The organism is Ruegeria sp. HKCCD3925 (assembly GCF_057221175.1).
This window is the reverse complement of the sequence record NZ_JBWVBI010000004.1, coordinates 24,580-44,904: the sequence shown is the minus strand read 5'-3', so window position 1 is coordinate 44,904 and position 20,325 is coordinate 24,580. Positions and strand designations below refer to the sequence as shown.

20 protein-coding genes are annotated in these 20,325 nt (G+C 56.2%); 12 read left to right on the top strand and 8 right to left on the bottom strand.

What is annotated here, in order from left to right:
- The first annotated feature begins 23 nt into the window (after positions 1-23).
- Complete coding sequence (locus AC2TEM_RS10350) at positions 24-716, top strand: SDR family NAD(P)-dependent oxidoreductase (protein WP_170392549.1); 693 nt, start codon at positions 24-26, stop codon at positions 714-716.
- Between the two features lie 3 nt (positions 717-719).
- Here the strand turns inward: AC2TEM_RS10350 and AC2TEM_RS10345 are convergent, their stop codons facing one another.
- Positions 720-1,556 (bottom strand): LysR family transcriptional regulator, encoded by an 837-nt coding sequence (locus AC2TEM_RS10345; RefSeq protein WP_170420455.1) that lies wholly within the window; start codon positions 1,554-1,556, stop codon positions 720-722.
- Between the two features lie 91 nt (positions 1,557-1,647).
- Here AC2TEM_RS10345 and AC2TEM_RS10340 point away from each other — a divergent pair, with 91 nt between their 5' ends.
- Positions 1,648-2,643, top strand: a complete 996-nt coding sequence (locus AC2TEM_RS10340; protein ID WP_170420453.1) for a zinc-binding dehydrogenase — start codon at positions 1,648-1,650, stop codon at positions 2,641-2,643.
- A 37-nt stretch (positions 2,644-2,680) separates the two neighbouring features.
- Positions 2,681-3,421, top strand: coding sequence for an SDR family oxidoreductase (locus AC2TEM_RS10335; RefSeq protein ID WP_170420451.1), 741 nt, complete (start codon positions 2,681-2,683; stop codon positions 3,419-3,421).
- Between the two features lie 28 nt (positions 3,422-3,449).
- Here AC2TEM_RS10335 and AC2TEM_RS10330 read toward each other — a convergent pair whose 3' ends face one another.
- Positions 3,450-4,337: a MurR/RpiR family transcriptional regulator gene (locus AC2TEM_RS10330; protein ID WP_170420449.1), complete on the bottom strand. Its 888-nt coding sequence runs from the start codon at positions 4,335-4,337 to the stop codon at positions 3,450-3,452.
- A 130-nt stretch (positions 4,338-4,467) separates the two neighbouring features.
- Here AC2TEM_RS10330 and AC2TEM_RS10325 point away from each other — a divergent pair, with 130 nt between their 5' ends.
- From AC2TEM_RS10325 to AC2TEM_RS10310, 4 genes are all read left to right on the top strand, one after another.
- On the top strand, positions 4,468-5,550 hold the full coding sequence (locus tag AC2TEM_RS10325; RefSeq protein ID WP_480790503.1) for an alcohol dehydrogenase family protein: 1,083 nt from the start codon (positions 4,468-4,470) through the stop codon (positions 5,548-5,550).
- The gene (locus tag AC2TEM_RS10320; protein ID WP_170420447.1) at positions 5,547-6,125 is read left to right on the top strand and encodes a dimethylsulfonioproprionate lyase family protein; all 579 of its coding nucleotides are present in this window, start codon (positions 5,547-5,549) and stop codon (positions 6,123-6,125) included. Before AC2TEM_RS10325 ends, AC2TEM_RS10320 begins: the two co-directional genes overlap by 4 nt.
- Positions 6,126-6,150: 25 nt before the next feature.
- Positions 6,151-7,257 (top strand): mandelate racemase/muconate lactonizing enzyme family protein, encoded by a 1,107-nt coding sequence (locus AC2TEM_RS10315; protein ID WP_480856178.1) that lies wholly within the window; start codon positions 6,151-6,153, stop codon positions 7,255-7,257.
- A 107-nt stretch (positions 7,258-7,364) separates the two neighbouring features.
- Positions 7,365-8,486: an aminotransferase gene (locus AC2TEM_RS10310; RefSeq protein ID WP_170422380.1), complete on the top strand. Its 1,122-nt coding sequence runs from the start codon at positions 7,365-7,367 to the stop codon at positions 8,484-8,486.
- Here the strand turns inward: AC2TEM_RS10310 and AC2TEM_RS10305 are convergent.
- The 5 genes from AC2TEM_RS10305 to AC2TEM_RS10285 all read right to left on the bottom strand — a co-directional run bounded on the left by AC2TEM_RS10305 (position 8,483) and on the right by AC2TEM_RS10285 (position 14,823).
- Positions 8,483-9,565 (bottom strand): ABC transporter ATP-binding protein, encoded by a 1,083-nt coding sequence (locus AC2TEM_RS10305; protein ID WP_170420443.1) that lies wholly within the window; start codon positions 9,563-9,565, stop codon positions 8,483-8,485. The genes AC2TEM_RS10310 and AC2TEM_RS10305 overlap by 4 nt on opposite strands.
- A gap of 3 nt (positions 9,566-9,568) precedes the next feature.
- A complete protein-coding gene (locus AC2TEM_RS10300) occupies positions 9,569-11,224 on the bottom strand; it encodes an alpha-glucosidase (RefSeq protein ID WP_170420441.1) in 1,656 nt (551 codons plus the stop codon).
- 9 nt (positions 11,225-11,233) lie between these two features.
- The gene (locus tag AC2TEM_RS10295) at positions 11,234-12,382 is read right to left on the bottom strand and encodes a carbohydrate ABC transporter permease (protein WP_170392558.1); all 1,149 of its coding nucleotides are present in this window, start codon (positions 12,380-12,382) and stop codon (positions 11,234-11,236) included.
- A 12-nt stretch (positions 12,383-12,394) separates the two neighbouring features.
- The gene (locus AC2TEM_RS10290) at positions 12,395-13,402 is read right to left on the bottom strand and encodes a carbohydrate ABC transporter permease (protein ID WP_480856177.1); all 1,008 of its coding nucleotides are present in this window, start codon (positions 13,400-13,402) and stop codon (positions 12,395-12,397) included.
- A 65-nt stretch (positions 13,403-13,467) separates the two neighbouring features.
- On the bottom strand, positions 13,468-14,823 hold the full coding sequence (locus tag AC2TEM_RS10285) for an ABC transporter substrate-binding protein (protein WP_170512843.1): 1,356 nt from the start codon (positions 14,821-14,823) through the stop codon (positions 13,468-13,470).
- Positions 14,824-15,037: 214 nt separating this feature from the next.
- Between AC2TEM_RS10285 and AC2TEM_RS10280 the strand changes: the two genes are divergently transcribed.
- A complete protein-coding gene (locus tag AC2TEM_RS10280; RefSeq protein ID WP_170420435.1) occupies positions 15,038-16,069 on the top strand; it encodes a substrate-binding domain-containing protein in 1,032 nt (343 codons plus the stop codon).
- A gap of 1 nt (position 16,070) precedes the next feature.
- Entirely contained in the window at positions 16,071-17,390 is a 1,320-nt protein-coding gene (locus AC2TEM_RS10275) for a GH1 family beta-glucosidase (RefSeq protein WP_170420433.1), read from the top strand.
- 34 nt (positions 17,391-17,424) lie between these two features.
- Here AC2TEM_RS10275 and AC2TEM_RS10270 read toward each other — a convergent pair whose 3' ends face one another.
- Entirely contained in the window at positions 17,425-17,964 is a 540-nt protein-coding gene (locus AC2TEM_RS10270) for a ZrgA family zinc uptake protein (RefSeq protein ID WP_170420431.1), read from the bottom strand.
- A gap of 231 nt (positions 17,965-18,195) precedes the next feature.
- Between AC2TEM_RS10270 and AC2TEM_RS10265 the strand changes: the two genes are divergently transcribed.
- The 3 genes from AC2TEM_RS10265 to bfr all read left to right on the top strand — a co-directional run bounded on the left by AC2TEM_RS10265 (position 18,196) and on the right by bfr (position 20,319).
- Positions 18,196-19,464, top strand: a complete 1,269-nt coding sequence (locus AC2TEM_RS10265) for an imelysin family protein (protein ID WP_170420428.1) — start codon at positions 18,196-18,198, stop codon at positions 19,462-19,464.
- A 128-nt stretch (positions 19,465-19,592) separates the two neighbouring features.
- Positions 19,593-19,886, top strand: coding sequence for a (2Fe-2S)-binding protein (locus AC2TEM_RS10260; RefSeq protein WP_170420427.1), 294 nt, complete (start codon positions 19,593-19,595; stop codon positions 19,884-19,886).
- Positions 19,834-20,319: a bacterioferritin gene (bfr, locus tag AC2TEM_RS10255; RefSeq protein WP_170392566.1), complete on the top strand. Its 486-nt coding sequence runs from the start codon at positions 19,834-19,836 to the stop codon at positions 20,317-20,319. Before AC2TEM_RS10260 ends, bfr begins: the two co-directional genes overlap by 53 nt.
- The last annotated feature ends 6 nt before the right edge of the window (positions 20,320-20,325 follow it).

Here is a 20,325-nt window from a genome sequence, read left to right as displayed (position 1 = left end):
GACGAAAATTCAAAGGAAACCTCATGACCGAACAACGTATCGCACTTGTGACCGGAGCCAATCGAGGCATCGGCAAAGAAGTCGCCCTACAACTGGCCCGCGATCATGGATTATTTGTTTTGGTAGCATCGCGCGACCCGCAAAAGGGACAAGCCACGGCCGAAGAGATTGGGCATGGAGCTAAGGCCTTGCAACTGGACGTGTCCGATCAGAGCTCGGTCAACGCTGCCTTTGATAAGATCAACTCCGAATACGGATATCTCGACATACTGGTAAACAATGCAGGCGTTGACTACGACACGGATCAGCACGCGCTCAGCGCCGACCTGGTGCGCGTACGCCGTGCTTTCGAGACCAACTTCTTCGGAGCCTGGGCAACAACCATTTCGGCCGTTCCTTTACTTCAAAATGGTCATGATGCCCGGATTGTAAACGTGTCTTCCGGCTCAGGAGCGCTGACAGGCATGTCTTCCAGCACTCCTGGATATGGCATCTCGAAAACAGCGCTCAATGCGCTGACCATCAAGACTGCGGCTGATTTGAAACCCGAAGGCATCCTTGTTAACGCAGTGTGCCCCGGCTGGGTCGCCACTGACATGGGCGGGGGTGGTCGCCCGGTTCCCGAAGGGGCTAAGGGCGTCGTGTGGGCTGCAACACTGCCCGTGAACGGCCCAACAGGTGGTTTCTTTCGGGATGGGGTGCAAATTGATTGGTAGGATTTATCCCGGTGCCATGAAATCGATCAGTTTCCTGACACGCTCGGGCAACAGACGACGGCTGGGATAAACCGCGTACATGTCTCGTGTCAGCGGGACAGTATTCTCAACTTCCAGTCGTCGCAGATCGCCCTCCACCATATCCTTCGGCAACATCGCTATCCCAAGATTACGACGAGCGGCCTGTGCTATGACATCAAGGTCGCCAATATTATGGGCTATGTGGGCTGGATTCACCGTCTCTCCCGTTTCCAGTACCCAAGGTTGACCCGCCATCAGCGTAGGAAGAGTCTGGAACTTCGGTCGCGTTAAAGGACCCGAAAGCCCGTGCTCTCGAATGAAGCCCTGCCCTGCGCAAAAACAATATGGAACTGACCATAACCGCTTGGCAACAAGACCGGAGTCCGCAAGCGGACCGACCCGAAAGGCGAGGTCGATATTGTCCGCGAAAAAATCCAGCATGATGTTAGTCGTCGTCAGTTCAAGCTGGACCTGAGGATTTTGTTCCGCGAAATCCACCAGCTTTGGCCCTATCGTTGTACGAGCTGCCAAGGGTGGGGCCGTAATGCGGATCGTGTGGTGCCGCGTGTCATCGGTAAAACCCGCAACACGCTGAAGCGCTTCAATCGGATCCTGGCAACGATCCAGAAGACGGCGCCCCTCTTCGGTCAGGCGCACCTGCCTTGTCGTGCGCTCGAATAGCTTAGCGCCCAGATGATCCTCTAACATGGCAATCCTGCGACTAATCCTGCTAAGCGGAATACCCAGCCGATCTGCAGCTTTGGAAAAGCTGAGGTGGTGGGCGACAACAGTAAACAGGCCAAGGTCGTTGTAGATCATAATTCTATTTATGAGATAATACCTTCCAAATTCAACTATTATCACGAAATGGCGTCATCGCTATCTTCTGCGAAACAAAAGGAGATGCATGATGCCGTACGCAATAGAAATCACCCAAACTGGCGGGCCCGAAGTTCTGCGAAGCGTTGACCAAGCTGTCGCACAGCCCGGTGCCAGAGAAATCCTGATCCGTAATCATGCCGGGGCGGTGAATTTTATCGATACGATTATTCGCCGTGGCGAAATGCCAGAGGGCATGATGCCAGACCTGCCCCATGTACCCGGCGTTGAAGGTGCCGGAATCGTCGAAGCGACGGGCAAAGATGCCGTTGGTTTCGCCGTGGGTGATCGCGTCGCATGGATGGGCCCGATTGGTGCGGGCGGCTACGGTACGCATTCCGTAATAAGTGCACCTTATGTAACCAAAATTGCCGATACCATCGCCTTTGAAACCGCAGCAGCAATCCCTGTCAACGCAATGACGGCCTATCACATGCTGGTCAATCTGGGCGGTGCGGCGGCCGGAAGATCCGTACTGGTGCATGCGGCTGCAGGCGGAGTGGGCACGATGGCCCTCCACATCGCCAAGCATCTGGGTATGACTGTGATCGCTTCGGTCAGCACTGAAAAGGTCGGATACGCCCAGGCGCAAGGAGCAGATTTTGTCATCGACTATCGTACTCAGGACGTGGCCACGCTGGTGTCAGAGATCACAAGTGGGCGCGGTGTTGATCTGACGTTGAATCCGGTTTCCGGTGACTCCTTGAAATCAGACCTTGATGCGCTGGCTCCCCTTGGAACGGCTGTGCTCTTCGGATTCCTTGCCGGGCCGCCAGCTGGCGATTTTGCCGAGGATCTGGCGAAACACTTCCAGAAATCTGTCTCAGTGCGGGTCAGCGATATTTACACGTATTTTTCCAACCGACCAACTGCATTCGGCGCGGACATGACCAAGGTATTCAAGCTGTTGGAAACTGGCATTCTGCGTCCTCAGATCACCACATACCCAATCGCCAAGGCCACGGAAGCGCATCGCCGCCTAGAGGCGGGCGAAACCACCGGCAAGTTAGTGCTCAGCATCGATTGACTCATTTAACAAACACGACAAGCAAGGAACCAAAGCAATGAACTCGGTTTTCGAAACGGCCCTCATCGGCAAACACGTTGTTGTCATTGGCGGCAGCAGCGGCATGGGTAAGGCCACCGCAAAGCTGGCGGTGGCGCTCGGTGCGAAAGTTACCATCGCCAGTCGGAGTCTCGCCAAGCTGGAGGCAGCAGCGGCAGACATCGGAGGCGGAGTTCAGATCGCACCGGTCGATACCACCAACGAGACTGGCACGAAGTCCTGGGCCAGCGGCCTTGAAAAAGTAGATCATCTGGTCATCTCTGCCTCAAGCGCAGCGCGTGGGGCCTTCGCCGAATTGCCAACCACTGACCTGCGCGCGATGTTCGAGGCTAAATTTATCGGGCCCTATGTGGCGGCGCGTGAAGTCTTGCCTGTCTTGACTGAAGGCGGCTCCATCACCTTCTTTTCTGGCGTCCTCAGCCGCCGACCCTCTGCCGGTGCAACGGGTCTTGGGGCCGTGAACGCGGCGGTCGAAGCCCTGTCCAAGGGGTTGGCATTGGAGCTATCAGGTCGTGCGCGTGTGAACTGCATCAGCCCTGGAATGGTTGCGACCGAGGCTTACGCGGCAATGTCCAATGAGGCTCGCGAGGCCATGTTCGCTCAGGTTGGTAACAGCCTGCCCGTCGGACGTATTGGTGAGGCCGAGGACATCGCCCAAGCTGTGATAATGGCAATGACAAATGGCTATCTCACGGGCGCTGTGCTGGATGTGGATGGTGGTCACCTGGTGCGTGGCTGAATGGCCAACGCGGATTGGCCTGATCCAATCAGGGCTCTTCCGCGTGATATAGGCCTAGCTGATGGCGACGCTTGTGAAAGGTCGCCACTCTTTCGACGATCTCGTCGCTGGCCACTGCAATGACGAAGGACAAAAGCGTTTCGAGCAATGCGATAGTACTTACTGATGACGGGAAGAATTGCGGCGTATCCGCCGAGATGACGAACCCGTGTTGTGCATTGCGCAGAACAGGGCTGGCTGGGCTGTCAGAAAGACCGACCACCGTCATGCCCTGCTCTCGGGCAACTTGCACCGCCTCGACCACTTCATTCCGATAAGGTTTGCAGGTCATCGCAATTAGTACATCGCGTTTGTCCGCCCATGCCAGATCGTCAATCGGATTTGATCCGGCGCGCGGGATAGCATGAAACTGCACCATGCCCGTCGAGGCCAGATAAACAAAGTTTCGCGCATTCGAATTGTTCACGCCAACGCCCAGCACGAACACGTTACGCGAATTCCAGATATCTTCAGCGGCGGCTTTCAGCTGTTCGGACGAGATATTGGCAAACGTCTCCTCGACGTTGCGCAGAGCGTCCTGAACCATATCCGCATAAAGCCCGCCCATATTGCCGGACTTACGAATATCCTGCAGCCAACGCGCGCGTTCCGGGAAATCGGCCTGCCCGCGCCGGATCGCCTCGCGGAAGGGAACCCGGAAATCTTCGTAGCCTTCGAACCCCACCTGCCGCGCCATTCGGACAATGGTATTGGGTTTCACATTGGCGGCTTCAGCAATTTCGCGTACAGTCGATACGCCCACGTCGCGCGGGTTCTCAAGCACATAGGTCGCAGCCTTGCGTGCCTCGGGTGTCAACTGAGACAGTTCTTCCGCCAGCCGTGCCAAAACTAAATTTGATACATCTGTCCCATTCATGATTGACGATGGTATTTTTGTTTGCATACGGTGTCGAGACCAAATCGACTCAGGGGGCCAGACCGATGTCTTTCAGCTCACTCCCGCGCTTGATTGAGGTCACCGTAAATGCATCGACGGAGTTTGCCGCATGGCCCAATCCGAGACAATGAAGGCGATGGTCACCATGGGGCACGGTGATCTTGATCAGATGGTCTGGCACGAAAACTGGCCCTGTCCCACTCCCAAACCGGGCGAAGTTCTGATCAAGGTCGGTGCCTGTGGCCTGAACAATACCGACGTAAACACTAGGTCCGGCTGGTATTCTAAAACAGTCAGCGATGCGACCACCGGTGGCGCGTTTGAAGAGGTCGGCACTGATGACCCAACCTGGGGCGGAGCGCCACTGGCCTTTCCGCGCATTCAAGGGGCGGATGTCTGTGGGCAGATCGTTGGAGTCGGGGACGACGTGGATCCAAACCGCTTGGGCGAGCGTGTGATAACCGATTGCTGGTTGCGCGATCCGACCGATCCGATGAACAAGGACAAAACCGGCTACTTCGGATCAGAGCGAGATGGCGGCTTTGCCGAATACACAACGATCCCGGCTGTCAATGCGATAGCCATCCAATCAACACTTTCGGATGCTGAGCTGGCAACCTTCTCCTGTTCCTACTCAACCGCCGAAGGCATGCTGACCCGCGCCAAGGTCACCGCGGCTGACACTGTTCTTGTTCCGGGTGCATCTGGCGGCGTCGGTGGCGCTCTGGTTCAACTGGCCAAGCGCCGAAATGCGCGGGTCATCGCGATGGCATCGGAGGTTAAGCACGACAACGTGGCTCTGTTGGGTCCAGATGTCATCCTGCCACGCGCACCCGATGATCTGCGTAAATCGTTGGGGGACGAAAAGATCACGGTCGTTGCCGACGTAGTGGGCGGGTCATACTGGCCGCAGCTTATCAGCATTCTTGAACGCGGCGGACGCTATACCTGTTCGGGCGCCATCGCGGGCCCTATGGTCGAGTTCGATTTGCGGACGTTCTACTTGCGCGATCTGACCTTTACAGGCTCGACCGTCATCGACCCCGAAGTAATGCAAAATCTTGTACGTTATATCGAAGCGGGCGAAGTAAAACCGGCCCTGGCCGCAACCTACCCTCTAAGCCAATTGCATGAGGCACAAACCGCCTTCATCGCGAAGAAACACACCGGAAACATCGTGGTGATCCCATGACGTTGGATGATGTTTTATTGGCTGCCAGGCGATTGCATCAGAACCACCCGGATTTGGCGGGTTTTGGGGGTTGGCCAACAGATTTATTCAGAACGGACTTACAACCCGCACAAATTCCGGCAACCCGGCTTGTCAGCAAATTTGGTCTGAGCGGTACGCCCGAAACACAGGCATTGGTTACGGCCATTGCAGCAACTGCTGAGCAGGCGCACTGGAAACTGACCTATTCCGAATCCGAGGTCGGTGCGGATTTCTTGTCCCGATACGGGTATTACGAATTGTTCGGACCCAGCGGGCATTTCCATTCGACCCAACTACGCGGTTATGTCGCCTATTGGGGCGCAGGTCTGCAGTATGACTGGCACAGCCACCAGGCTGAAGAGCTATACCTGACGCTCGCTGGAAAAGCCTGTTTTAAGGTTGAAGGGAATGCACAGCTTGTCGGGCCGGGCCAGACCCGCCAGCATGAAAGTTGGCAAAGCCACGCCATGACGACAAGCGATCATTCAATCCTGACCTTTGTCTTGTGGCGGGGCGATGGAATGGATGATCTGCCTCGGATGGATGCCGCATGACATACTGCGTCGAGGTGAAACCAAAATGAAAATTACCGGGATTTCTGTCTTTCAAATCGACCTGCCATTGGAGCATCCATACTGGCTGTCAGGCGGGCGATTGAAGTTTGAGAAGCTCGATGCGACGCTGGTCAAGATTGAAACCGACAAAGGGCTTGTTGGTTGGGGCGAAGGCACGCCCTGGGGGCATACCTATGTACCCGCCCACGGCCCCGGCATACGGGCCGGGATCGAGACGATGGCACGGTTTGTTCTTGGCCTCGACCCGCGGCGAGTTCTGGATGTTGAACGCGCGATGGATCAGGCCCTACCCGGACATCTCTACGCCAAAAGCCCGATTGACATGGCGTGTTGGGACATAGCCGGTCAGGTTGCTGGTCTTCCGATTGCTGATTTGATGGGGGGAGGGTCGCGTACGCCGCGCCCAATCGCATCCTCCGTAGGAGCCAAGACAATCGAAGAAACCCGCGCCGTCATCGAACGATACCGGCAGCGCGGCTATATCGCTCATTCCGTCAAAATCGGCGGCGATGTGGCCCGTGATATCGCCCGAATCCGTGACGTGGAAAGCCTGCGCAATCCCGAAGACATCATCCTCTATGACGTCAATCGCGGCTGGTCGCGGCAGCAGGCATTACGCGTGATGAGTGCGGTCGAAGACCTCAATGTCATGATCGAACAGCCTTGCGAAACACTGGATGACATTGCCGCGATCTCAGGCAAACATGCTTCGCCTGTTTCGGTTGATGAAAGCCTTGTTACCCTTCAGGACGCGACGCGCATAGCCCGCGATGGCATTGCCGAAATATTCGGCATCAAGCTCAACCGGGTCGGCGGGCTGACCAAAGCGGTCCGAATGCGCGATGTCGCGCTGGCGCATGGGATCGACATGTTTGTAATGGCAACCGGTGGTTCTGTGCTGGCGGATACCGAAGCGCTGCATCTGGCGGCGACAATTCCGGATGTGAATTGCCATGCTGTCTGGGCCTGTCAGGACATGATCACCGTCGATATCGCCGGTGGGCGTGGGCCGAGAAACGTGGACGGCCACCTGCATCTTCCCGAAACACCCGGCCTTGGCGTTCACCCAGATGAAGATGCGTTGGGTGATCCTGTGGCGATCTACCGGTAACGATACACGCCTCTTGTGCAAGTTCGATAACGGTCATCTGCCGAGGTTGACCTTGCCGCTTCGCCATGGGAACGATGCGCGATGGCTTAGTCGAACAGGATAGCGCGATGAAGATCGAACCCTTTGGCGTCGAAATTTGGATGGATGAATGGGAAACCCGCTGCGCCTATAACCTTGCAGAGACTTGCGTCGAGAGCCTGAGTATCGCCGAGCTTTTGAAGCTTTCCGGCAAAAACTCGGATGATCTGTCTGAATTGCTTGGGATGAAGATGACCTATGGCGCGATCCGGGGCTCGGACCGGCTGCGCGATGCGATTTGTAACCTATATGACCAGCAAAAGCGTGAGAATGTCATCGTCACCCATGGCACGATCGGTGCCAACATGCTGGTCCACAAAACGCTGGTCGAGCGCGGCGACAAGGTGGTGGCCGTCGTGCCCACCTATCAGCAACACTATTCCATCCCGGCCAGCATCGGCGCGGAGGTGACGCAGATCCATTTACGGGCCGAGAACGCTTATTTGCCCGATCTTGAGGAGCTGCGCGCCGCCGTAACTCCGGGCACCAAACTGATTGCAATCAACAACCCCAACAACCCAACCGGTGCGATGATGGATCGCGCGTTCCTGCTTGAGATCGTCGAAATCGCACGCTCCGCTGGAGCATGGTTGCTGTGTGATGAAGTCTATCGCGGTACCGGGCAAGAAGGTTCGGGCATGACGGATGCGGTTGCAGATCTTTATGAGAAAGGCATTTCAACCGCGGGCATGTCCAAGGCGTTTTCGCTGGCAGGGCTGCGACTGGGTTGGGTTGCGGCCAACCCAGAACTGATCGAAGCGGTTTCGATCCATCGGGACTATGACACGATCTCGGTCGGCATGATCGACGACCATTTCGCGGCGCTTGCGCTGGAAAACCACGACAAGGTTCTGGCGCGCAGCCACGCCATTACGCGCGGCAACCTCGCCATGCTGGAAGAATGGGTCGAAAGCGAGCCCAAAATCAGTTGGGTCAAACCCAAGGCCGGAACAACCGCGCTGTTGCACTACAACTTCGACATGCCCTCGCGCGAGTTCTGCGTGAAACTGCTGCAGGAAACCGGCGTGATGTTCACACCGGGCTCTGCCTTGGGTCTCGAAGGCTGTGTTCGGATCGGTTACGCCAATACTCCGTCGATCATTCGCGAAGGGCTGGAAAAAGTTTCCACCTTCCTTGCGAAGCTCGACTAGCGCCTCATCGACTGACCGTTGTGGAACAGATGCACCTTTTCGGGTGCCGCCGTGACCGAGACGGTTTTTCCTCGCAGATTGCGCTGAACACCAGGTAGTTTTGCAATCACGGCCTCCCGTCCATCCGGGACTGCAAAGTAAAGCAGCGTGACCTCACCCAAAGCTTCGGTGAAATCCACCAAGCCGGAATAAATTGGTGTTCCATCAGTGATGTTTAAGTCCTCAGGCCGGACACCGATATTGACCTTTTTGCCTTCGTCAGCGGCATCCGTCGGGATTGATGAGATTGCCACGCCGCCATCATCCAGCGTGACGGTTGTTGTCTCTCCTGTCGCGGTAATAGTCCCGGGCAGCAGGTTCATTGCTGGTGAGCCGATGAACTGCGCGACAAACTCGTTATCTGGCGTCTCATAGAGTTCCAGCGGCGTGCCAACCTGCGCAACTCCCTTATTGGCCAAAACCACAATGCGGCTGGCGAGTGTCATCGCCTCGACCTGATCGTGGGTGACGTAAATCATCGTGCTGTCGGGCATCGCCTCTTTCAGGCGTGCAATCTCGATCCGCGTCGCCACGCGCAGGGCAGCGTCGAGGTTCGAAAGCGGCTCGTCGAACAAATATACTTTGGGGTCGCGCACGATGGCACGACCGATGGCAACGCGCTGGCGTTGTCCACCAGACAATGCCTTGGGCAGGCGATCCAGCAGGGGTTCAAGCTGTAGAATCTGGGCCGCGCGCTCCACGGCGGCATCAACCTCAGCGCTCGGCATCTTCGCGATCTTGAGCGCGAAGGCCATGTTTTCGCGCACCGTCATATGCGGGTAAAGCGCATAGGACTGGAACACCATCGCGATGCCGCGTTGCGCAGGTGGCACATCGTTCACCACCTGCCCTTCGATCTCAAGCGTACCGCCAGTGATCTTTTCAAGGCCCGCGATCATCCTCAGCAAAGTGGATTTTCCGCAACCTGACGGGCCGACAAAGACAATCAGTTCGCCTTGCTCGATCTCGAGATCGATATGTTTCAGAACATCGATAGGACCATAGGATTTGGCCACATCCGTAAGCTTGAGTTCCGACATGGTTTACCTCTTTTCCCGAGCCAATAGACAGAATTGAGCGGCATCCAGCGTCACGTTGCTTTCCCCGCGAACGCCGCCCAACTCCTCCCCGATCACTTGCCAGTCACCTTCTGGCAGGGTCACGTCAACCGGACAGTCACCCAGATTGAAGGCGCAGAAGACCTGCTCGGCTTCATCCTCTCGGGTGAAGGTCAATACCGAACCGACTTGTGACATCCCTGTCTGCGCGCCGGACATCAGCGCTGAGTGCGCATGACGCAATGCAATCGCATGGCGGTAGTGGTGCAGCATCGACGCTGGATCTTTTTCCAACCGATCCACCGCCCGCTCGGCCTGCGCAGCGCTGACTGGCAACCAGGGACGGCTCGTGCTGAACCCGGATTGTTCGTCCTGTGCGGCCCAGACCATCGGAGTACGGCAGCCATCGCGACCTTTGAATTCAGGCCAGAATTCAATGCCATAGGGGTCTTGCAAATCTTCGAACGCAACATCTGCCTCGGGCAGGCCCAGTTCCTCACCCTGATAAAGACAGGCTGAGCCACGCAGGCACATCATCAGAACGGCGTGCTGCCGGACAGCTGCATCGTCCAACCCCCAACGCGAAGCATGGCGTTGCACGTCGTGGTTTGAGAAGGCCCAGCATGGCCATGCATCACCCGCCTTGTCCTCAAGCTGGTCAAAAACCTGCTTTGCGTAAGCTGCCGTCAAAGCCCGCTTTTCGAGGAACTCGAAAGCATAACACATGTGCATCCGTTTATCGCCGCTGGTGTATTCGCCCATAATCTCAAGCCCGCGCTGCGCGTCGCCGACCTCACCCAGACATGCGCGGCCCTCGTATTCATCGGTCAGGGCGCGCAGCCTTTCCAGGAAGGCGATATTCTCGGGCTGACTTTTGGAATAGAGGTGATCCTGATGGTTATACGGGTTCACCATCGGCGCAATGGATGAGTTCCTTTGATCCATCGGCAGACCAGGATTGTCACGTAGCTGGGCGTCGTGGAAATAGAAATTGATGGTATCCAGACGGAAGCCGTCGACCCCCAGTTCCAGCCAGAAGCGCGCCACATCCAGCAGGGCATCCTGGACATCCTTGCAATGGAAGTTCAAATCTGGCTGCGAAGTCAGGAAATTGTGCAGATAATACTGCAACCGCCGCGCATCCCACTGCCAAGCCGAACCACCAAAAATCGATAACCAGTTATTCGGAGGTGTCCCGTCAGGCTTGGGATCGGCCCAGACATACCAATCGGATTTCGGATTATCTCGGCTGGTGCGGCTTTCACCAAACCACGGGTGCTGATCTGAGGTGTGGGATAGCACCAGATCGATCATCACCTTCAGCCCGTGTGCATGGGCCTCATCTAACAACACTTTGAAGTCCGCCATAGTGCCGAACATTGGATCGACATCGCGGTAGTCGCTGACGTCATAACCGAAATCCTTCATCGGAGATTTGAAGAACGGCGAAATCCAGATTGCATCAACCCCCAGCGAGGCGATGTAGCCTAGCCGCTGGGTGATACCCTTTAAGTCTCCGATCCCGTCACCGTTGCTGTCCTGAAAGCTGCGCGGATAGATCTGATAGATCACCCCGCCCCGCCACCAATCTGACGCCGACTTGGTTTTTTCGAATGCTGTCGCGTTGGTCTGCACGTTCATCACACGCCCTTATTTTACGGAACCGGCCAGCAAGCCGCGAACCAGATATTTCTGCATTGCAAAGAAGACTGCCAACGGCACCGCGATTGAGACAAACGCCGCCGTGGCCAAGATTTCCCAGTTACCGCCCCGCGTACCCAGCAGCTCGACGATACGGTTGGTCATTACCGTTGTCTGGCCGCTGGCATCGATCAGGAAGACTTTGGCAACCAACAGATCGTTCCATGTCCAAAGGAACTGGAAGATCGCAAAGGATGCCAGTGCCGGAAAGCTAAGCGGCAGGATCAACTTGGTAAAAATCTGAAACTCGGTTGCGCCATCTACCCGGGCGTTCTCAATCAGGTCACGAGGCAGCCCGGCCATGTAGTTACGCAATAGGTAGATCGCCAATGGCATCCCGAACCCGGTATGGGCCATCCAGACCCCCAGGTATCCTTTGCCGATCCCGATATTGAGATGCAGTTTCAGCAACGGGATCAGCGCCAGCTGCAATGGCACCACCAATAGGCCAACCACCGCAGCGATCAGCAGGGCACGCCCCGGGAAATCCATCCATGCCAGCGCGTAAGCCGCAAATGCTGCGACAAGAATCGGGATAATCGTCGCCGGGATCGTCACCGTCAGGGTATTGAAGAACGCCTTGCCCATACTGTCGGAACTGCTTTCGTTGAAGAGAACATGGGCATAGTTTTCCAAGGTGAATTCAGGCGGCAGAGTAGTCGTCACAAACACGCGAGGGCCGCGCTTGCCCGAAAACTCTTCTGCGTTTTCCATCCGATAGTCACCGTTGGCCTGAACCGTGATCGTCCCGCCACGACGAAGCTCAGCCGTTTCGCCCGGAGCAAAGGCATCAATCGCACGGGAATTCACACCCCATCGCGAAATGTCCGAGGCCCGATCACCATCGAAGATATTGCCTTCGATCACATAGAGACCATCCTGCAGAACCTGCGTTTCCGGCGCAGCCGCGCGCAGAGTCAGGTTCTGCTCCGACGGGAAGAGCGCCCGCCACCAGCCGCTGCTGGAAATCTGGTCCGCCGTTCTGAATGACGAGATCAACAAACCGAGTGTTGGGAAAACCCAAAGCACCACAAGCAGCACAACCGAGGCGTGAACGACCCATCTAAGGGCTGGGCGGGTTCCTGCAATATCGCTCATAACCCCGTCCTCCTACTGCATTTCTTTGCGCGCATTGCGCACGTTCCAGATCAGGATCGGCGTCACCAGCAACATGATCACCATGGCGGATGCCGATCCCACGCCCCAGTCATTGGCGCGGAACATCTTGTCGTACATGTAATTGGCCAGAACCTGCGTCTCCCACTGGCCGTTGGTCATCGCAAAAACGATGTCAAAGACCTTGAGGACCACGATGGTGATGGTGGTCCAGACCACCATGATCGTGGTTTTGATCTGCGGCACTTTGATCTTGAAGAAAATCTGGAACGGATTGGCCCCGTCCAGAATGGCGGCCTCGATGGTCTCTTCCGGGATGCCGCGCAGCGCGGCGGACAGAATGACCATGGCAAAGCCGGTTTGTATCCAGACCAGCACGATCATCAGGAAGAAATTGTTCCAGAAAGGCAGGGTCAGCCAGGTGTGCGTTTCGGTTCCACCAAAGAAGATGTAGATCGCGTTCAGGACGCCGATCTGATCCTGATCGGCCGGACGTGCATCATAGACCAGTTTCCAGATTACCGAGGCGCCAACGAAAGAAATCGCCATCGGCATAAAGATCAGCGACTTGGCGACGTTACCCCAGCGGATGCGATCCGTCAGCTGCGCCACGAGCAGGCCAAATGCGGTGGACATGGCAGGTACAACAATCAGCCAAAGCATGTTGTTGCGCATCGCCTCCCAGAATTTCGGCTCGGCTACCATCTGGGTATAGTTGTCAAAACCCGCCCATTCATATCCACCACCGGCGACCCGATCAGTCAGCGATAGGCGCAGCGTCTCAAACACCGGATAGGCAAGATAGACCCCAAGGGCGAGGATCGCGGGAAGCAGAAACAGCCAGGGCCGGATCATATTCGCGCGGTTGATATTGCGACCCGAGTTCGGTCCACGCGCAGGGAACAGGACTTTATCCAGAAATTGGTTGGACAGGTAGAAATAGCCCACGCATCCCGACACACCGATTACGATTGTTAGCAGGCCCTGAATTGCCGGATTCATGGCGTCCTCTCCCTTGCTAGGGTTTCGGGCAACCTGATTGAAAGGTTGCCCGAAGGTTCAGCGGATTACTTGATTGCGTCCCAAGATGACTGGATTTCGCCGGTGACTTCTTCGGCGGATTTCCCGCCAGTATAGTCAACCATGCCGGTCCAGAACGTACCCGCACCCACGGCGCCCGGCATTAGGTCCGAGCCGTCGAAGCGGAAGGTGGTCGCGCCCAGTAGAATGTCACCCAGACCGCGCAGAGTATCATCCTTATAGGCTTCGGTGTTCACGCCCTTATGCGGGGTCAGGAATCCGGTTTGTGCCATCATGACTTCATGTGCAATCGGCTGCTTGAGGAACTCCATGAACGCGCTGGTCGCATCCGATGGATTGCTTACCGCCATCAGAGTACCGCCACCCAGAACCGGGTTACCCAAGTCCTTGTCTGCGAAAGACGGCATGTAAAAGAAATCTGCATCCAGGCCGAACTCGACATCTTCGGGGAAGAAGGCCGGAACAAAGGACGCCTGACGGTGCATGTAGCACTGGGGCGGCGATGAGAACATTCCTTTGGGGCTGTCGCGGAAGTCAGTCGAGGCGACAGCATCTGACCCACCCGAGACCTTGGCGTCATCACGCGCGAACCAGCCAAACTCTTCGATTGCGGCGATAACGCGCGGATCATCAAACGGAATCTCGTTTGTCACCCACTGGTCGTAAACCTCGGGCGGCTGAGTCCGCAGCATCATGTCTTCAACCCAGTCGGTCGCAGGCCAACCGGTGGCAGCACCCGATCCCAGGCCAATGCACCACGGGGTTTCGCCATCGGCGACGATCTGCTCGGTCAGGGCCTTCAGTTCTTCCATGCTCGTCGGCACTTCGTATCCGGCATCCTCGAAGTTTTCCGGGTTATACCAGACCAGAGACTTGACGTTCACATTGTAGAAGAAGCCATACATCTGGTCATTGCCGTCGGCGTCTTTGTAAGTGCCAAGATCAACCCAGGAATCGCCAGCCGCATAATTGTCACCAACCCAGGCCGCCATATCTTCACCCAGCGGTGTCAGCTGCCCTTTGGATGCCATGATCGCGGCCAGTCCTGGCTGCGGGAAGACCGCGATATTGGGGGCTGATCCTGCCTCGGCATCGATAACGATCTGCTGCTCGAAACTGTCGGAACCGGTATAGATCACATCTGCGCCAGTCGCCTCTTCGAAATAGGCAATCATGTTGTTGAAGTAACCGTCTTCCGGGGTCAGCCACGGACCAAAAATCGTGACCGTCTGACCGCTCAGATCCGGGGCGCTTTCGGCCCAGGCATTATAGCTGTCCCAGTTGAACGGCCCCTCGCCCGGCGCGAAGACCAAATCTTGTGCTTGTACCGACCCGGCCAGCAGAGCGATCGCCGCCGCACCCGAATAAAGTGCGTGTCTCATGAGTTCTCCTCCCAATATTTTCGGCGCAAACGAGATTCGTTTTCAAAGCGCTTTGGATGCCGTACTTTATCCGCTAACATTCAGACCCTGTCAATATCTCGCCTACTAACACCTAAAAAACTGCCATTCTAAGACATTCTCTCGAAACATGTTGACTGAGCCAGGTTTTCACAACAAAACAAATGGGCATCAATTTGAAGGCGCTTTGAGTAAAATGAACCTAAAGCAACTCTCTGAGATCCTCGGTCTTTCACAAACAACCGTCAGCCGCGCGCTGAACGGTTACCCGGAGGTCAGCGAAGGGACGCGCATCCGGGTTCAGGCTGCTGCGAACAAGCATGGTTACCGCCCCAACAGCCGCGCAAAGGGGCTGGCGACAGGGCGGTCTATGGTCATCGGCCATGTGATTCCCACCTCGTCCCGGCACGAAATGGTCAATCCGATTTTCGGAGATTTTGTGGCAGGCGCAGCCAAAACCTATGCGGCGAACAATTATGACATGATGTTCACGCACGCGCCGGACACATCAATTGAAGAATCCTATCGCAGCCTGTTCAATCGAGGCGTCGTAGACGGCGTGGTCCTGCAAGGCCCCAAGGTACGAGAGCCGCGCATCTCGGTATTATCGCGCCTCGGCGTGCCCTTCATTGTTCATGGCCGGTCGACCTACGCCAAAGAGCCCTATGATTGGATCGATGTGAACAACCAGCGTTCTTTCGAACGCGCTACTCGGTTTTTGATCGATCTGGGCCATCGGCGCATCGCCTTGATCAACGGGCTCGAGGAAATGGATTTCGCGCGTCGGCGGAGGAACGGCTATCTGGCGGCGCTCAAAGAAACCGGGATCTCGCCTGATCCACACCTGCTGCGCAGCGCCGAGATGACCGAGATTTATGGGCATCAGACAGCCTGCGACATGCTGAAGCTCGACGACCCGCCAACAGCAATTTTGGCTTCTTCGATTATCTCTGCGGTTGGAATCCGGCGCGCACTTGAAGAACGCGACCTGAAAATGGGGCGCGATATCTCGGTGATCGCTCATGATGACGAGTTGTCCTACATGCGCAATGGTATGGATGTTCCAATTTTCACCGCAACGCGCTCGTCGGTCAGACACGCGGGCGAGGTGGCTGCCGAAATGCTGATCGAGCGGATCAACGCTCCGGATGACCCACCCAAAACGCGCTTGCTGGAGGCTGAACTTGTCGTCGGCAGCTCGACGGGGCCAGCCCCACAAAGGATGTGATATGAAGTACAAACGCGCAGATTTCCCGCCAGATTTTCAGTTTGGCGTGGCGACGTCGGCCTATCAGATCGAGGGACACGCCAATGGGGGCGCAGGCAAGACCCATTGGGACAGTTTCGCCGCAACTCCAGGTAACGTCGCCAATGCAGAAAACGGAGATTTGGCCTGCGATCACTATAACCGGTTCGAACAGGATCTGGATCTGATCCGGGGCGCAGGCTTCGACTGTTACCGTTTTTCAACCAGTTGGGCGCGCGTGCTGCCCGAAGGGCGCGGACCGATCAATCAGCAAGGCTTGGATTTCTATGATCGCCTGACCGATGCGCTGCTTAAACGCGGCATCAAACCCTGCGCAACGCTGTATCACTGGGAACTCCCGTCACCGCTCGCCGATCTGGGCGGTTGGCGAAACCGGGATATCGCGAATTGGTTTGCAGACTTCACCGAGATCATCATGGGCCGCATCGGCGATCGGATGTTCAGCGTCGCACCTGTCAACGAGCCTTGGTGTGTAAGCTGGCTGAGCCATTTCGAAGGCCAACATGCCCCCGGCTTGCGCGACATCCGGGCAACCGCGCGCGCGATGCATCATGTATTGCTGGCCCATGGCCGCGCAATCGAAACTATGCGTGGATTGGGCATGTCGAATCTTGGCGCAGTGTTCAACCTTGAATGGGCGGAACCTGCTGACGACAGCGATGAGGCACAGACTGCGGCGGCGCTTTACGACGGGATTTACAACCGCTTTTTCCTGGGCGGCGCATTCAAGAAATCCTACCCTCAGAGTGTTCTGGAAGGATTAGAGCCGCATCTGCCGGACAACTGGCAGGATGATTTCGACACGATAGCTGCACCTGTCGATTGGTGTGGGCTCAATTACTATACGCGCAAGTTGATAACGCGCGCAGATACGTCTTGGCCTTCCTTGACCGACGTCCCCGGCCCCTTGCCAAAAACGCAAATGGGGTGGGAAATTGATCCGGCAGCCCTGTCCCGTTTCCTGATCCGGACCGCGCAAGAGTATACTGGGGACCTGCCTATCTACGTGACCGAAAATGGCATGGCGAGCGCAGAACGTCAAAACGACGCTGACAGAATTGACTACTTGAACCAGCATCTTGCCGAAGTGTGTAAGGCCCTTGACCACGGCGTTCCGATCAAGGGATATTTCATCTGGTCCCTTCTCGACAATTACGAGTGGGCGCTGGGATATGAAAAACGGTTCGGGCTGGTCGATGTAGATTTCGAGACGCTGGAAAGAAGGCCAAAGGACTCCTACCGCGCGTTGCAGGCCGCATTGGTTCGGGATCAGTCTGGTTGACCGTCAAGCTTTGCTACTGCGGGCACACGCCGGTTCAGTCTGTCACCTTCAAATGTGGCGTTTGGCGTTCCACCGTAAGGTTTTGTGTGGCCGAGGATGACGTCAGCTCAACAAACAAGCGCTCGGCGCGCGCAAACCGTTCGAAATAGGTGAACTGAATTGAATTCACTAACGACGGCTCCTGACACTGCACCAGATAATCGGCCTGAAATTCGGTGTGATGCGCGGCATTATCGCTGACTTGCCCCTCATCCTGAACGAAGACATCACCAACAAGCGCGACATTGGCCGTTGCAGTCACACACCCCGCTTCAGGCGGCACCTCAAAGATCTCAAGCGGTTTAGAAAGGTCCGAGATTGCGACGGCAACATCCGCCCTCTCATCTTCGTTCTCGGCAGTGTGCTCGAACCCAACAATATCTACGCCTGGCACTTCAAGCGTCAGGCTAAATCCGGTTTCAACGAATGAAATTGCCATATGACCCGCGCCATGAGTATGCGCTTCGATGGCGGTCTCTGCCTGCGCCATCAGCGCGGCTGGTATTAGCGCAAGAACAACGGCCGCGCGTTTCATTCTGTTCACCATTAACCAAACAAACCGTAGTGCATTTTAATACAATTGTGCCTCAGCGCAATGTTCGCCGGGTGCATCGGGCTCCCCAGATATGGTTAGTCAGAAATAGGAATAATACCTGATAATAAAACTCAGGTTGACATTGCTGACTATTTCACTAAGAAATTGCCACGTCCAGCCCCGCTGTGCCTGCCGGGGTCCGAATCCCGCTAAGAAAGAAAAGTGTTCCACATGACCAGATTGTTCAACGCGGCCAGTGCCCTGACCTTGTGTATCGCAAGTACAGCTGTCGCCGAGGCCCCGTCCAAAGCCGATGTTCTGACCACATACTCCAACATCGCCGAAGCCAAATATGACGACAGTCTGATTGCAGCAAAGAATCTGCAAGCTGCCGTCAACGCCCTGATTGCTAACCCATCCGATGCCACTCTGAACACCGCACGTACCGCATGGGTCGCCGCGCGCGTGCCGTATCAGCAGACCGAGGTTTATCGCTTTGGAAACGCCATCGTCGACGATTGGGAAGGCAAGGTGAACGCATGGCCTCTGGACGAGGGCATGATAGATTATGTGGATTCCTCCTACGGCGGCCCCAGCGATGAGAACGAGTTTGCCGCGCTGAACGTCATCGCCAACCCCAGCTTTGATCTGTCTGGCGAGACCATCGACGCCAGCGAAATTACCCCTGCCCTGCTGTCGGATACGCTGCACGAGGCTGACGGGATCGAGGCGAACGTCGCCACCGGCTTTCACGCCATCGAATTCCTGCTGTGGGGTCAGGACCTGAACGGCCACGGCACGGGCGCAGGAAGTCGCCCTTATACCGATTATCTAGTTGGTGACGGCTGTACAGGTGGCAACTGCGATCGCCGCGCCCAGTATTTGACAGCGGCAACTGGTCTGCTGATCAGTGATCTGGAATGGATGACTGCCCAGTGGGCCGAAGATGGTGACGCACGTGCCGCGCTTGCCGCAAATGAAACTGCTGGCGTTAGTGCGATCCTAACCGGCATGGGTTCGCTGTCCTACGGCGAGCAGGCGGGTGAGCGTATGCGCCTCGGCCTGATGTTGAACGACCCCGAGGAAGAGCAGGACTGCTTCTCGGACAACACCCACAACAGCCATTACTATGACGGCCTGGGCATCCAGAATGTGTATTTGGGCAGCTATACCCGCATCGATGGCACGCCTGTTTCGGGTGCATCCCTATCGGATCTGGTGACCGCAGCCGATCCGACGCTTGATACAGAGATGAAAGCCAAGCTGGCCAACACCATGCTGGCGCTAGGCCGTATCAAATCAACCGCCGAAGCGGGTTTTGCGTATGACCAGATGCTGGAACGCGGCAATGAAGGTGGCGAAGCGCTGATTATGGGTGGCGTCAATGGACTGGTCGATCAAACCAAGACCATCGAACGCATCGTGACCGTGCTGGAGCTTGACCAGATCGATTTCGAAGGCTCGGACAGCTTGGATAACCCTGACGCGGTATTCCAATAGGTATCATGGCCGGGCGCATTTTTAGTGCTCTCGGCCTTTCTCAACATCGAGTGTGGCGTCTTGGCACTGGACGCGCCCTCAATAACCAACTATTTCACTCGGAAATAGCATATACCGACTGAGTCGCCATGATCGTTTGCCATTGCACCAACATCTCTGACCACGATATCCGAGCGGCGATCGATTGGATGCGCGCGGCAGACCCACAGACCATCATCACTCCCGGCAAGATCTATCATGCCCTTGGCAAGTCAGCGGATTGCGGTGGATGTATGCCGCTTTTCCTAGACACAATGCGCGCAGACGATAATCTTAAAGTCCCCATGCAGCTTCGGTCATTACGATCCGAAGTATCACAGGAGAAAGCACATGAAGGGCGATCCCAAGGTCATAGAATACCTCAACAAATCACTGCGGCATGAACTGACGGCGGTCAGCCAGTACTGGCTACATTACCGCCTGCAAGAGGATTGGGGGCTTGGCCATATGGCCAAGAAAAGCCGTGAGGAATCCATCGAGGAGATGGGCCATGCAGACAAGCTGATCGAGCGGATCATCTTTCTGGAGGGCCACCCCAACCTGCAGAAACTTGACCCACTCCGCATCGGGCAGACCCCGAAAGAAACACTGGAATGCGATCTAGCCGCCGAACAAGACGCGCGGGCGCTTTATGTCGAAGCGCGGGAATACTGCCGCGAGGCCGGCGACTATGTGTCCATGGGCCTGTTCGAAGAATTAATCAGCGACGAAGAAGGACATATCGACTTCCTCGAAACGCAGCTCGACCTTTATGAAAGGATTGGCGAAGCCAATTATGCGCAACTTAACGCATCCAAGATGGACGAAGGCGAGTAAGCTTGC